Below are 13661 nucleotides of genomic sequence, written 5' to 3'. Positions count from 1 at the left end.
TAATAAATAGGGGGCATTTTATAATGAAAAAGAGAATATTATCAGCAATACTTGCAAGTACAGTAGTTTTAGGGGCAATTGGTCTAACAGGATGTGGCAATAAGGAAGCAGCTCAGCCTGCAGAGAAAAAGAAGATAGTTGTTGGGGCAACTCCAGAACCACATGCACAAATATTAGAAAAGGTAAAACCTATACTAGAGAAAAAAGGTTATACTTTAGAAATCAAGGTGTTTGATGATTATGTTATTCCAAATACAGCAGTTGAACAAGGAGAATTAGATGCAAACTTCTTTCAACATATTCCTTACTTAGAACAATTTAATAAAGAAAAGGGTACTCATTTAACTTCTGTTGCGAAAGTTCACTTAGAACCAATGGGAGTATACTCTGATAAAATTAAAAATTTAAAAGATTTAAAAGATGGAGCAACAATAGCAGTACCAAATGATTCAACAAATGGATCAAGGGCCTTAAGATTACTTGAAAAAGAAGGAATTGCTAAGTTTAAAGAAGGAGAATTAATCACTAAATTAGATATTACTGAAAATCCTAAAAATATAAAAATAGAAGAGTTAGAAGCAGCTCAGCTTCCAAGAACTTTAAAAGATGTTGATGTAGCAGTAATAAATACAAACTATGCTTTGCCAGCAGGATTAAATCCAACTAAAGATGCTTTAGCAATTGAAGCAAAGGATTCACCATATGCTAATATTATTGCAGTAAAAGAAGATAATAAGGATAAAGAATATATTAAAGCTTTAGTTGAGGCTATTAACACACCAGAAATTAAAAAGTTTATAGAAGAAAATTATAAAGGGGCAATAATTCCATCATTTTAAAAATAAATTCGCCTTTAGAATATATTCTTTGTAATATGACAAATAATAAGGTATACTAGAGATATTGTATAAAATCAAATTTTGGAGGCGGTATTATTAGTAAGGATGTTATGCTAAACGAGCAGATTAGAGAAAAAGAAATTAGATTAATTGATGGAGAAGAAAGCAAAATTGTAAGCACAAGAGATGCTTTAATGATAGCTGAAGAGAGAGAACTAGATTTAGTTATGATTTCTCCTAATGCCAATCCACCTGTATGTAGAATAATGGACTACAGTAAATTCCTTTATGAGCAATCTAAAAAGGAAAAGGAAAACAGAAAAAATCAAAAGGTTGTTAATCTTAAAGAAGTAAGATTAAGTCCAACAATTGATGTGGGTGACATTCAAATTAAAGCCAATAATGCTAAAAAGTTTTTAACTAATGAAGATAAAGTTAAGGTTTCCATTAGGTTTAAAGGAAGACAAAATAATAATACTCAAGTAGGGTATAAGATTATGGAGTCATTTGTTGAGTTAATAGGAGAAATTGGAACTATTGAAAAACCAGCAAAGCTTGAAGGAAACAATATGACTATGATTTTAGCACCGAAAAAATAAATTGCAGTGCAATTTAGTATAGTCACTAAATCCCTAGTGTCTAAACATCATTAGATACTAGGGATTAGCTATTTTTTGATATTTACTATGATGAAATTAATCTTGAAGATGGGTGCACACTTTCTTGTAGGCATACTCAATGCAGGAAGTTAAATTATTATTATCTTTTCCTCCACCTTGTGCTGAAAAGTCGCTTCCACCGCCTTTTCCATCAATTAAAGTTATTGCATCCTTTAAAAGTAAATTCATGCTTATAACTTTTAAATCCTTTGAACACATAAAAATTAATTGAGCTTTATCTTCAGTTTTTATTGCAAATAAAACTATAGCTTTAGGATAGGATACTAATTTAGAAGCTAATAAGTTTATGTACTTTAAATCGCCATTGTCAAATATATTTTTAATTAGCTTAACGCCATTTATATTTTCAGAGTTATTTAAAATCTCTTTAACTTCATATTCCGCAACCTGTGCCTTTAAGACTCCCTTTTCACTTAGAGCATCATTGAGTTCATTTCTAAGATTTTGCACTTTTGCTAAGGCATCTTTTTCATTATCACATTTTAGTAAATTAAACATAGATTTTATGTACTCATGTTTTAAAATGTAATCAGAAACTGCCCGTGAGCCACATAAAAATTCTATTCGAGTATTCTTTCCCAAGGTTTCCCACTTAACAATTTTAATTACTTGAGCCTCTATAGTGGAATTTGTAAGTAGTTCGTCATACGAAGCTATAATAATATCTTCAATTCTAACTACTCTAATCTTTTCATTTCCCTTTGGGGAAACTTTCTTAACCGATAGTTTTTTTAGCTCTGATTTTGTTGCATAAAAGCTTTCGATGCTGATGTTGTTAAAAACTATTTTATTGGCCATTTCCTCAACTCTTTTGATTTCATCAAAGGTAATAACCTTATCTATATCAATATAAGTGCAATTATCCTCATAGTGAAATTTAACTGTATTTGCATTAAATAGTTCTAAAAAGTAATGAGAAAGTAAAGCCTTCCCAAGATTATGCTGCATATAATTATATTTTTTGCTCCAGTTTATAGTACATTTCACCTTATGAATTTTTATAGGCTTTGTTTCAAGCACATGATATACTTTTTCATCATTCTCATAGACATAAGTCACAGGGAGAGAATTTATTTTTCCTGTATCACAAGGCATATTTTCTGAACCGGGATAAAAATAGGTTTTATCTAATTCAACATGATATTTATTATCTTTTTCAACTATATTTAATATCTCAGCAGTAAATTCATTCATATATGGATTTTCATAATAAAGCTTTTCCAATAGTATCACTCCTTAAAAACGTCACAATTTCCTTTTATTTTATCATAAATTATAGTCGTAGTTTATGCTTATAGTGGAAATATATAAATTTATATTCTATAATTTTCATATATAATAAAATATTTCATAAATTTGTTAACGAGATATAAATGCTTGGGGGGAAATGATATGGAAAATATAATTAGTTATAAAAAAGATGATTTTATAATAACTACGGATAAGGACAAAGTTGATATTAATAAGGTTTGTATTTTTTTATCGAAAACATATTGGGCGAAAGATAGAGAAAGGGATGCTATTGAGAAATCTATAAAAAATTCTCTATGTATTTCAGTTCTTCATAATGATACTCAAATTGGATTTGCAAGAGTAGTAACTGATTATATAACATTTGCCTATTTGTGTGATGTTTATATGGATGAAAACTATAGAGGAAATGGCATTGGCAAAACAATGCTTGAATTTATTGTAGGGCATCCCGAGTTACAAGGATTAAAAAGATTCTTACTTGTAACTAAAGATGCTCATGAATTTTATAAGAAAATTGGTTTTAATAAATTAGATAATCCAGAAAGGTTTATGGAAATTCTAAAACAGCAAATTTAAAAGGAGATTAAAATAATGATAGAAAATAAGTTAACACTTAGCTTATTAAAAGATAAGTTTGGGGTATGTAGATTAGATACTAATGAAGCTATTCCAAGTTGGGGAACAAAGGGTGAATTTTTTTCAATAACTAAAACAGCAGATGAATTATCAATTGTATGTAATGAAGAAAATATCCCAAGTAATATAAAGTGTGAAGGGGAATGGAAAGCCTTAAAAATCGAGGGACCGTTAGATTTTTCACTCATAGGTATACTTTCTAAAATCAGCAGTTTGCTAGCTAAGGAAGGTATAAGTATATTTGCTATTTCAACCTATGACACAGATTATATTTTAGTTAAGGAAGAGCATATTGAAAATGCAATAAGTGTATTATTGAGTAATGAATATAAGGTAATTAAATAAAACATATTTTAAATATAATAAATAAGTTATCACTTAAATATATAGCAAAGTTATTATTTACAAACTAGTACAAAGGAGAAATTTCTAAATGAACATTCAAATTTATGGAACTAAGAAGTGTTTTGATACAAAAAAAGCAGAAAGATACTTCAAAGAAAGAAAAGTTAATTATCAATTTATAGATTTGACAATAAAAGCATTAAGTAAAAGAGAACTTGAAAGCGTTAAAGCAGCAGTAGGACTTTCAAATTTAATAAATAAAGAATCTAAGGAATATGAAAAGTCAAATCTTCAAAATATAAGAAACAATAGTGTTAAAGAAGAAATACTTTTAAATAATCCAAAGCTTTATAAAACACCAATAGTAAGAAATGGTAAGCAATCAACTATAGGCTATGAACCAGAAGTCTGGAAAGAATGGGAGTAAGTTAGGCATTAGGAGTAAAGTACTAAGGAAAATGGAAACTTCAGCAATGAGAAGTTTCCATTAAGTATATTTATACAAGGTATCACTAATTTAAAATCTTCCTAGCACCTATTAGGACATACTTCCTGATGAGCTACTAGAGCTATTTTGTTGTTTGTTTTGGGTAGAATTTTGACTACTTTGTGATTGACTTTGGCCCTGACTTTGATTCATACCAGGTTGCATCATGTTCTGGCCTAAAGTTGATAGTGCCTGAGGAATTTTATCCATCATTTGTCCCATAGTACTTTTTTCGTTTACAGGAAGCATTGATACATTATCCTTATCTATAACTATAACTGAGCTTGTAGAAACTCTAGCACCTAAACCAACACCATTAGAAGCGTTAGTACTATTTACTGCTTGCATTTTTGTTGACATGCCAGTATTTCCATAACCAAGTGTAACAGACATTACAGGAACTAAAGTTTTATCTCCTACAGATAGTGGTTTACCTAAAACTGAATCTGTATCTACAAAATTGTGAAGGTCTGAAAATAATGTACCTAGATTTTGTGAAAAGTTTGTAGTATCATTCATAAAAAAACCTCCCTTTATTTATTAGCATTCAAAGGCTGCATTGCTAAATTTAATTTTCTTAATTTAAAAAACATAGTTATTATTGAAATTGCACTTACTTGAGCTGTACCCGTTATATTGAAGTAGTCGTAATCCATATTAAAATCAGGATTATTGTATATAACATTTATACCAAGGTAAGTTGATGCCAAATTAATAGCACCGCTAACCATTCCAGTGACAGAAGGGTCCTTAAACCCATAAGAAGCTTCAATATCAATGGAATGAGGTTTTAAATTACGTGTAAGTTGTATTTTTTCAATATAACCTTTAGCATGATTAAGTGTTTTATTTGTAAGATTTTTAGTTAAAACTTTTTTATTAAGTAAATATAGTGTGTAAAACATTTGTTCATCAGTTTTAACTATAACTAATTTTAATAATGGTTTTAACCATGTTGTAATTAGATTGAAATTTGTATACTCCTGAGAAGTAAATGCAAATGAAACTTTTAAAGGTACGGCAATTAATAATGCTGCAAGTATCAAAGATAAAAACACAAGTACAAGTATCAAGCTTGAAAGTATATACATAGACAACATCTCCGTTTACTATAAGAAGCATGCATGGCCTATAGAAAATTATAATTTTGTTATAAGCCAATACATATCAATTTGAAAGCATAATTGATTAATTATGCTTTTATATATAGTATGGGAAGTATTAATCAAAGTATTAGTTGTAAGTTATTGATAAGTTATCAATATTTGATGTTATTATAATAAAATGTAATTTTAAATTTAATATCAAGGTAGATTTGTGAGTAAGATAAAAAATATAACGTTTATTGGAGGTGAAGAATTATGAAAAAGAGATGTTCGTGGTGTGGCGAGGATGAGCTTTATATAAAATATCATGATGAAGAATGGGGAGTTCGTGAATTCAATGATAATAAGCACTTTGAATTTTTAGTATTGGAATCTGCTCAAGCAGGTCTAAGTTGGATTACAATTTTAAGAAAAAGAGAAAATTATAAAAAGGTATACGATAATTTTAACGTTAATTTAGTGGCTGAGTATGATGAAGAAAGGATTCAGGAGTTATTAAGGTACTATGGAATAATAAGAAATGAAAAAAAGATTAGAGCTTCTATAAATAATGCTGAGAAATTTATTGAGGTTCAAAAGGAGTTTGGAAGTTTTAGCAAATATATATGGAATTTTGTTGATAATAAACCTATAGTTAATTCTTGGGAAAGAGAATCTCAGATTCCATCTAAAAATGAATTATCAGAAACAATAAGTAAGGATTTAAAGAAGAGGGGATTTAAGTTTTTGGGACCAACTATAGTATATTCATATTTGCAAGCCATGGGAATAATTAATGATCATATAGTGGAATGCTTTAAGTATGAGGATCTAAAATCTAAAATCTAAATAAAAATAATGAAGTGTTGAAGGGATTTAATACAAGACAATTGAAATATTAAATATAGATTCTATTTATTAGGTTTAATTTTTGAGTTCTAGACAATTGCTTTATGGCATATTCTCTCTTTTGAGCAGAAATTTTATCGTCGTATTCTTCGAAATACACAAGTTTTATGGGAAGTCTGCATCTAGTATATTTTGCACCTTTGCCACTAGAATGAGTTTTTATTCTTTTATTTAAATCATTTGTCCAACCGGTATACAAAGTTTTATCACCACATTCTAATATGTAAACATAACACATAAGCTAGTCCACCGTCCTTGAAATAGGAGTAAGGTGCTAGATATTAGGAAGCTAGTATGCACCATTAAGTAAATTATATCATAGTTTTATTAGGAATCACTAGTTACTAATCTCTAATCTTCAGCGATTGGAGAATAGAGATTACATAAAAGGGAGGTATTAATGAAAGAAAAGGGTTATCTAAGGATTGTTAAAGTCTTAAGTCTAGCAGTAATTTTAATGTTTACTTTATATTTTCAAGGCTGTAATAGTAATGATACAGGTAAAGAAAATAAGACTGATATAGTTAAAAGCAGCGGAGAAATTGTAGAAACAAAACTTACGGATAGAGAAAAGCAATTACTTCAAGGATTAGATATAGATAAATATTTTATATTTGATGCTAATATTAAAGATAAAAGGATAGGTTCTTTAGAACTTTGGGTGGATTATTATGAAAAGGGAAGTTTTAAAAATAAGTCTTTTGGATTAAAAAACGATATTCAATTGCCGAAGGAAGAAAATATCAAAATGATTTTTTCAACCCAAAAAATTATGGGAAACAAATCTGAAGAAAAATGGACATTTTCTGCATCATCTAATAATGGTGGTGGAAAAGGAAGCACTAATATTAAAGTTTCTGAAAGCATTCGAGGGCTAACTTGGTCAAGTATCCAAAAAAGTGAAATACTTACTGAAAAAGAGATAATTTTAGCAGCTATTGCTGGAACTGAAGGAAATAGTATGTCAAGCATTTCTATTGATGAGATTAATGCAGATAATGAAGTCATTAAAAACAAAGCAATTGAAAGGCTTTTAAAAAATGATTATGTTTATATAGTAAAATGTAAGTTTAAATAAAATTACAGACATGTTTTAGGCAATAGGTGTTAAGTACAATGTGTTAGAAAATGTAGAAACTTTGCTGGGCAAAGTTTCATCTAATACTAGTACCTAGCACCTTTGGCCTAACACATAATAAGATTTTTTACTGATTTTGATTAATCATTGCTTGAGATTTTTTATAACTATCAGATAGCTGCTGATTAGGAGAAATATAAGGATTTTCCCAACCACGATTTATTGCAAGTTCTAAGCCTCCAGAGTGGCCGGCAATCACCTGACTTAAAGATGATGAATACATTGCTCTAAGTTCTGGAGTAGCACTTGTTAAAGCTGCATTAAGATATGCATTAGCGAGTCCTGTTGATCCAGCTAACATATCATGAGATATAACTTCATCATTAATATCTGTAGTATTTTGAACTATATTACTTAATAAAGTCATATTACTGTACCTCCTGTATTATATTATTTTCGTTGATAAATTGTTGAATCCCTTTTATTCTGCCTTCTGTTGCTAATATGCCTGCTTCAGCTTGTTGTTTTAATTCTTTATCGGATATTAAACCCTGCATAGCTTTTGAGACTGCTAAACCATCTTTCTCCATTTTAAGCATGGATGTTAAAGATAATACTTCTGCTTCAGAAAGTTTTCTCATAATTAATTACCTCCAATTTATAAAATCTAACCGCAATTTATTGTGCGTAATTTTAAAATTATTAATCATGTAATTTTTTGGAGTGTAAGTCATTGGATTTGTAGAGGTTTATATATAAATTGTAATTAATTATTAGTGTTTATAAATTAAAGAGGGGATGTATAAATGAAAAAAAGAATATTCTACGGTATTATAATATTAATTTTTATATTAAATGTAAAATTATTTTTTGATGTGTCTTATATTAAAAATGAAATTAACTCAATACGAAATACCACATCACACTTAGATAATAGAATAAATGACATTAGCTCTAATGTTTCAAGAACTCTTAATGAGTTTTATGAACAAAAAAAGTGGATATATAATGCAGAGCATAATGTCCTTAGTTTAAGTAAGGATCTGAAAGAGGTAAAGATCGATTTTAAATGGAGTTTACGCGAGCTTAGCAATGACTACACGGTTTATCTTTTCTATGGGGCAGTGGAAGGAGAGACTCAAAATGTGGTTAAGTGGAATGAGGTTAAAGCTCAGGATTTAGGAAATTTAAATTATGCATGTACATTAACCATTCCTTATTTAAACAATTATCAGTTTAAAGTAGTTGCTAAAAATAATAAAAATATAATCAATGAGAAACTTGAATATATACCGTTTTTAGATAAATTCGACAAAAGAATTAATATAAATGCTATGCCTAATACTAAGACATTTTCAAAGGGACAGGTAGATTTGAAATTTGCTGTAGATATTTCGAACAGATATGATTTAAGCTTTGAGAGAGGTGCTTCGGAAATTGATGGGAATAAACTTAAAATAAAAAATATAACAGTAAAAGTTTATAGTAATGATCAATTGAAAAACGAAAATAAAATATTAGAAAATGGAAGCATAAAGGATAAAAGTACCTCTTACAGAAAACCCATTGGAATGCCAGAAGAAATAAAACTAGAAGAAATACATTATGAAGGTAACATTGAGTATGACACAGATTCTAATGAACATAGCAGAGAAAAGATAGAAGTAATAGTAGAAGACTATATGGGAAAAGTTTATACCAATGTTAGCCATGAAATATAAGTTTTTTAATATTTTTATTTGCATAGGGCAAATTAATATTAAAAGGAAATTGCGACGTTTTTAATGCTCTGGGTTGCATAGAATTTTCATCTAGGAAGGCGTTCATTTCGCCGAGAACCGCTAATATTTATAAATTTAAAATACCTAAACCGCCTAAACTCGCCATCGCTCAAACAGTAGACGGCTCTTAACGGTATTTTAAATTTATAAATAAAGCTGTTCTAAGTCTTATTCAATGTCTTCTACGATGAAAATTCTATACTCCCAGAGCATTAAAAAGTTCTTCATGTGAACTACTGAAGGAAGAAATTCAGCTAACTGAATTTCTAAGATATTTTATGAATTAACGCATAAAGATCTTTTAGGACGGCAGTCCTTAACGTTACAGGAACTTATACTTAATATCTTACGACCTATCGGTCTTCGGGCTTACCAGCCCTTTGGTAAGTGTCAATTTAAAAGAATTTCGTAAAAACGAAATTCCTTCCTTCAGTCAGTGTGAATGAAGACATTTTTAATGTTAAATTTAGTATGAGTTCTGCATTGTAGAAAGCATTGAACAAGCAATTAGAAGCTCTTTATCTCTCAATTTAAAACACCGTAAAGAACTTTCTACTGTCTGAGCTACGGCGAGTTTAGAAAGTTTAGGTGATTTAAATCGAGAGATATTAGAGATTCTTTGTGCAGTGAACGCTTTCTTAAATACAGAACCCATACGGAAGATTTAAGATTAAAAACCGTCGGAATATTTCTATAGGGAGATAGTAATATGGAAGATAAAAAATATTTATTAGATGCAAATATAATTATAAAGCTTTGGAAGAAATGCCCCGAAGTAATAGATGCAATAAAAAGTACAGAAAACGTTGATTTTAAAATTTCTAAACATATAGCAGGGGAGCTTTCAACAAAGGAGTTTAAAGAATTTAATGGAGTACCTGTACTTACAAATAAGTTTATAAAATTACTAGATCACATAATAGAAGCAAGTAGCTGTAATATAAAAGAGAATTTGATCGCCAATGCAGATATTAGATATGATTATAAAAAAAATATATATTATATAAATGAAAATAAACTCTCTAAAAATGATTATGAGCTTATATGTATTTGTAATGATAAGGAATATGTTTTAGTTACTGATGATAAGAAAATACAACGGGGTGCTAGAATTATATTAGGAAATACCAGTGTATTAAGCTTCGATGAATTTATTGAGGAGTTAAAAGATTTTAATATATTTATTCAATAAGAGGGGGAGTAAATGCTAAGGCAATTTGAATTCATTAAAAAAATCGCTACGCTCTAATCACTAGCTGCTAAATGTTATTAAGCAACCTAAATATAGTAGCTAGTGATTGATGATTAGCGATTAAATAAATTACTAGAGGATAATATATTACAAATATTTTAATTCTAATATTATTTTTTAGTCTATAGTCTATTTCTTGAATTAAAACATCTTCCATCTGAATATAATAAATTATAAAGGCTGGCATGCCTAAGTTCATCAGTTATTATTTCGCCTAACATATTTAACTGAATTCTGTTTTGAAGGGCAAATACAATTCTTCTATATCTTTGAACAGCAGCAAGCTCTCCAAGCAATGCTCTTTTAATTCCAGCGCAATAAGAAGTAGGTCTTTCAAATTCATTTTCAGTAGAAGCAGGAAGCCTTCTCCCTGTTAGCTCAAAATAAATTCTTCTAAACATTCTATTATGCTTTCTTTCATCATTTCTAATAGTTGTAATTATATTCCTTGACTCCTGTGTAGGGGCAACGCTTATTAAGTAATTATAGAAAAGCGCATCCTCCCTTTCTCCAGATACAGAATCTTGTATAAGACGAAGTGCTGCATTAAGATTACCAGGATAGGTATACTCACCTAATTCAGCTGACGTAATATCCTGTTGCTGCTGAGATTGAGTAACTTGTTGCTGACTTGGTAATCCTTGTTGACCCATCATACCTTGTTGCTGACTTGGTAATCCTTGTTGACCCATCATACCTTGTTGCTGACTTGGTAATCCTTGTTGACCCATCATACCTTGTTGCTGACTTGGTAATCCTTGTTGACCCATCATACCTTGTTGCTGACTTGGTAATCCTTGTTGACCCATCATACCTTGTTGCTGACTTGGCAATCCTTGTTGGCCCATCATACCTTGCTGCTGGCTTGGTAATCCCTGTTGACCTGACATACCTTGCTGTTCTAGCATACTTTCTTGTTGACCCATTATATCTGGATCGCCAAATATATCTGGTTGATCAATGATTTCTTCTTCTACTGCCAATCTATAGTCACATGGGAAAAAAGGACAGTTATAAAAATACATTTAATTTCCTCCTAAAAACTAAGTACATTAACATGGTATGAAAAGTATTAATGGAGTGTTACAATATAGAAAAATTATAAATATAAATAATAATTAAGGGGAAGATTATATATGTATATTGATACAAAGCTTGACAATTTTAAATTAAGATTTGCAGAAGAAAAAGATGCTGCATTAATTTTAAAATTTATTAAGGAATTAGCGGAATATGAAAAAATGTTAGAACATGTAGTTACTACAGAGGAAATATTAATAGAGTCATTATTTCAACGTAAAACTGCTGAAGTTGTTATTGGGGAATATGAAGGAGAGGCTGTGTGCTTTGCATTGTTTTTTCATAACTTTTCAACTTTTTTAGGGCGCCCAGGGCTCTATTTAGAAGATTTATATGTAAAACCTCATATGAGAGGAAAAGGAATAGGAAAGATTACGTTTTCCTTTTTAGCAAATCTAGCCGTTGAAAGAAAGTGTGGAAGATTTGAATGGTGGTGTCTTGATTGGAATGAACCATCAATTAACTTTTATAAGCACATGAATGCAGTTGCTATGGATGATTGGACTGTATACAGATTAACGGGAGAACATTTAAGGGGTCTTGCAAGAGAATTTGAAAAATAATTAACTAGGAGGGTTTTCATGAGGGAATTAAAAAAGAATGTTTATTGGGTTGGAGCAGTTGATTGGATAGTAAGAGCTTTTCACGGAGGGGAATTATCAACACATAGGGGAAGTACATATAATTCTTACATTATAAAAGATGAAAAAACGGTACTTATAGATACTGTTAAAGAGAAACTTACAGATGAGTTTTTGCAAAATATAAAGGAGGTAGTGGATCCTAGTACCATTGATTATGTTGTAGTAAATCATGCAGAGCCAGATCATTCAGGGGCTTTACCGCATATTATGAAATACTGTCCTAATGCAACAATTGTTGTATCTAAAAAAGGGCTAGAAACCACTAAAAAACATTATCATGAAAATGAGAGTTGGAATTTTAAAGTTGTAGGCACAGGAGATAAGATAAATATAGGAAAAAATGATATTGCTTTTGTGGAAGCAAGTATGCTTCATTGGCCAGATAGCATGTTTACATACTTAACTGGAGAAAATATACTATTTTCTAATGATGCCTTTGGACAGCATTATGCATCTTCAGATATATTTAATGACATGGTTGATGAAGATGAAGTTTGGCAAGAGTCATTAAAATACTATGCAAATATACTAACTCCTTTTAGTAGACTTGTTACTAAAAAAATAGAAGAGTTACAGGGGATGAATTTGCCTATTGATATAATAGCTCCTGCTCATGGGGTTATATGGAGAAAAGATCCTATGGATATTGTGCAAAAGTATTATGAATGGGCAAGGGGAAATTCAGAAAAAAGTGTAGTTATTTTATATAATTCCATGTATGGTGCAACTCATAAAATGGCAGACTATATAGCTCGTGGTATTGACGAAACAGGAATAAGCTTTAAAATTTATAATTCTGCAACAGCAGATAAAAATGACGTTATTACAGATATTTTTAAATCAAAGGGAATATTACTTGGCTCATCTACCATAAACAACGGGATATTGTCTACGCTTAGTCAATATATTGAAGAGCTAATGGGGCTTAAGTTCATAAATAAAGTAGGGGCTTCCTTTGGAAGTTATGGTTGGAGTGGAGAATCTCCTAAGATACTCAAAGAGCACTTAGAAAAAGCTAAAGTAAAAGTGCTAGAGGAACCATTAAGTATAAAGTACACACCAACTGAGGAAGAACTGCAGCAATGTGTACAATTTGGAAAGAGCTTTGGAGAAAAGTTATTAAAAGAACTTTAAAAGGAAGTTACGACATTTTTAATGTTGAATCTTCCGTATGGGATTTGCATTGTTAATGAAACATCTCTGCTTACTGAGATGTGCTAATTTATAACAAAATCATAGATTTCTATAAATTATGCAACGCGCTCACTACGTAAAGAAGCTCTAATATTTATGAATTTAAACCACCTAAACTTTTTAAACTCGCTGTCGCTCAGACAGTAAAAAGTTCTTTACGGTGCTTTAAATTCATAAATAAAGAGATTCTAATTACTTATTCAAAGCCGTCTACAATGCAAATCCCATACTAAATTCAACATTAAAAATGTCTTCATGCACGCTGCGGAAGGAGGGAATTTCGCTTTGGCGAAAGTTCCTTTTAAATTGGCGCTTGCCAAAGGGCTGATAAGCCCGCAGACCGATAGGTCGTAAGATATTAAGTATTCTATTTTTTATCAGAAATCTTTTACTGTAC

Annotated in this window: 18 protein-coding genes; 11 read left to right on the top strand and 7 right to left on the bottom strand. The window is 30.1% G+C overall.

Annotated elements, in window-relative coordinates:
* Nucleotides 1–23: 23 nt before the first annotated feature.
* Both BSD9I1_RS15395 and infC read left to right on the top strand, forming a co-directional pair.
* Nucleotides 24–839, top strand: a complete 816-nt coding sequence (locus BSD9I1_RS15395; RefSeq protein ID WP_186431077.1) for a MetQ/NlpA family ABC transporter substrate-binding protein — start codon at nucleotides 24–26, stop codon at nucleotides 837–839.
* A gap of 110 nt (nucleotides 840–949) precedes the next feature.
* Nucleotides 950–1438, top strand: coding sequence for a translation initiation factor IF-3 (infC, locus tag BSD9I1_RS15390; RefSeq protein ID WP_035307991.1), 489 nt, complete (start codon nucleotides 950–952; stop codon nucleotides 1436–1438).
* 96 nt (nucleotides 1439–1534) lie between these two features.
* Here the strand turns inward: infC and BSD9I1_RS15385 are convergent, their stop codons facing one another.
* A complete protein-coding gene (locus tag BSD9I1_RS15385; protein ID WP_373419356.1) occupies nucleotides 1535–2743 on the bottom strand; it encodes a DHHA1 domain-containing protein in 1209 nt (402 codons plus the stop codon).
* Between the two features lie 168 nt (nucleotides 2744–2911).
* Between BSD9I1_RS15385 and BSD9I1_RS15380 the strand changes: the two genes are divergently transcribed.
* The 3 genes from BSD9I1_RS15380 to BSD9I1_RS15370 all read left to right on the top strand — a co-directional run bounded on the left by BSD9I1_RS15380 (nucleotide 2912) and on the right by BSD9I1_RS15370 (nucleotide 4181).
* Entirely contained in the window at nucleotides 2912–3349 is a 438-nt protein-coding gene (locus tag BSD9I1_RS15380) for a GNAT family N-acetyltransferase (RefSeq protein ID WP_186431076.1), read from the top strand.
* A 15-nt stretch (nucleotides 3350–3364) separates the two neighbouring features.
* Nucleotides 3365–3754, top strand: a complete 390-nt coding sequence (locus BSD9I1_RS15375) for an ACT domain-containing protein (protein WP_186431075.1) — start codon at nucleotides 3365–3367, stop codon at nucleotides 3752–3754.
* Between the two features lie 88 nt (nucleotides 3755–3842).
* Nucleotides 3843–4181 carry an arsenate reductase family protein gene (locus tag BSD9I1_RS15370; protein WP_186431074.1) on the top strand — a complete coding sequence of 113 codons (339 nt, stop codon included), beginning with the start codon at nucleotides 3843–3845 and terminating at the stop codon, nucleotides 4179–4181.
* A 111-nt stretch (nucleotides 4182–4292) separates the two neighbouring features.
* Here the strand turns inward: BSD9I1_RS15370 and BSD9I1_RS15365 are convergent, their stop codons facing one another.
* Together BSD9I1_RS15365 and BSD9I1_RS15360 are read right to left on the bottom strand one after the other, a co-directional pair.
* Complete coding sequence (locus BSD9I1_RS15365) at nucleotides 4293–4760, bottom strand: GerW family sporulation protein (protein WP_035307999.1); 468 nt, start codon at nucleotides 4758–4760, stop codon at nucleotides 4293–4295.
* A gap of 14 nt (nucleotides 4761–4774) precedes the next feature.
* Nucleotides 4775–5332, bottom strand: a complete 558-nt coding sequence (locus BSD9I1_RS15360; protein WP_186431073.1) for a hypothetical protein — start codon at nucleotides 5330–5332, stop codon at nucleotides 4775–4777.
* A gap of 270 nt (nucleotides 5333–5602) precedes the next feature.
* On the opposite strand from BSD9I1_RS15360, the gene BSD9I1_RS15355 reads away from it, so the two are divergent.
* Nucleotides 5603–6175: a DNA-3-methyladenine glycosylase I gene (locus tag BSD9I1_RS15355; protein ID WP_186431072.1), complete on the top strand. Its 573-nt coding sequence runs from the start codon at nucleotides 5603–5605 to the stop codon at nucleotides 6173–6175.
* A gap of 49 nt (nucleotides 6176–6224) precedes the next feature.
* On the opposite strand, the gene BSD9I1_RS15350 is transcribed toward BSD9I1_RS15355, so the two are convergent.
* On the bottom strand, nucleotides 6225–6473 hold the full coding sequence (locus BSD9I1_RS15350) for a GIY-YIG nuclease family protein (protein WP_186431071.1): 249 nt from the start codon (nucleotides 6471–6473) through the stop codon (nucleotides 6225–6227).
* Nucleotides 6474–6635: 162 nt separating this feature from the next.
* Between BSD9I1_RS15350 and BSD9I1_RS15345 the strand changes: the two genes are divergently transcribed.
* Complete coding sequence (locus BSD9I1_RS15345) at nucleotides 6636–7313, top strand: hypothetical protein (protein ID WP_186431070.1); 678 nt, start codon at nucleotides 6636–6638, stop codon at nucleotides 7311–7313.
* 127 nt (nucleotides 7314–7440) lie between these two features.
* On the opposite strand, the gene BSD9I1_RS15340 is transcribed toward BSD9I1_RS15345, so the two are convergent.
* Together BSD9I1_RS15340 and BSD9I1_RS15335 are read right to left on the bottom strand one after the other, a co-directional pair.
* Nucleotides 7441–7740, bottom strand: a complete 300-nt coding sequence (locus tag BSD9I1_RS15340; RefSeq protein WP_186431069.1) for a spore coat protein — start codon at nucleotides 7738–7740, stop codon at nucleotides 7441–7443.
* Nucleotide 7741: 1 nt separating this feature from the next.
* Nucleotides 7742–7954, bottom strand: a complete 213-nt coding sequence (locus BSD9I1_RS15335) for a hypothetical protein (RefSeq protein ID WP_186431068.1) — start codon at nucleotides 7952–7954, stop codon at nucleotides 7742–7744.
* 165 nt (nucleotides 7955–8119) lie between these two features.
* On the opposite strand from BSD9I1_RS15335, the gene BSD9I1_RS15330 reads away from it, so the two are divergent.
* A complete protein-coding gene (locus BSD9I1_RS15330; RefSeq protein WP_186431067.1) occupies nucleotides 8120–9034 on the top strand; it encodes a hypothetical protein in 915 nt (304 codons plus the stop codon).
* 769 nt (nucleotides 9035–9803) lie between these two features.
* Nucleotides 9804–10286 carry a hypothetical protein gene (locus BSD9I1_RS15325; protein ID WP_186431066.1) on the top strand — a complete coding sequence of 161 codons (483 nt, stop codon included), beginning with the start codon at nucleotides 9804–9806 and terminating at the stop codon, nucleotides 10284–10286.
* 182 nt (nucleotides 10287–10468) lie between these two features.
* On the opposite strand, the gene BSD9I1_RS18965 is transcribed toward BSD9I1_RS15325, so the two are convergent.
* Nucleotides 10469–11371 carry a ferritin-like domain-containing protein gene (locus BSD9I1_RS18965; protein ID WP_242966513.1) on the bottom strand — a complete coding sequence of 301 codons (903 nt, stop codon included), beginning with the start codon at nucleotides 11369–11371 and terminating at the stop codon, nucleotides 10469–10471.
* Nucleotides 11372–11482: 111 nt separating this feature from the next.
* Between BSD9I1_RS18965 and BSD9I1_RS15315 the strand changes: the two genes are divergently transcribed.
* Nucleotides 11483–11989 carry a GNAT family N-acetyltransferase gene (locus BSD9I1_RS15315; protein WP_186431065.1) on the top strand — a complete coding sequence of 169 codons (507 nt, stop codon included), beginning with the start codon at nucleotides 11483–11485 and terminating at the stop codon, nucleotides 11987–11989.
* A gap of 18 nt (nucleotides 11990–12007) precedes the next feature.
* Entirely contained in the window at nucleotides 12008–13204 is a 1197-nt protein-coding gene (locus BSD9I1_RS15310; RefSeq protein WP_186431064.1) for a flavodoxin domain-containing protein, read from the top strand.
* The last annotated feature ends 457 nt before the right edge of the window (nucleotides 13205–13661 follow it).

This window comes from Clostridium sp. BSD9I1 (genome assembly GCF_900185645.1).
Classification (GTDB): Bacteria; Bacillota; Clostridia; order Clostridiales; family Clostridiaceae; genus Clostridium_AK.
Note: the sequence above shows the minus strand (reverse complement) of the source record. Positions and strands in the feature narration are given on the sequence as shown.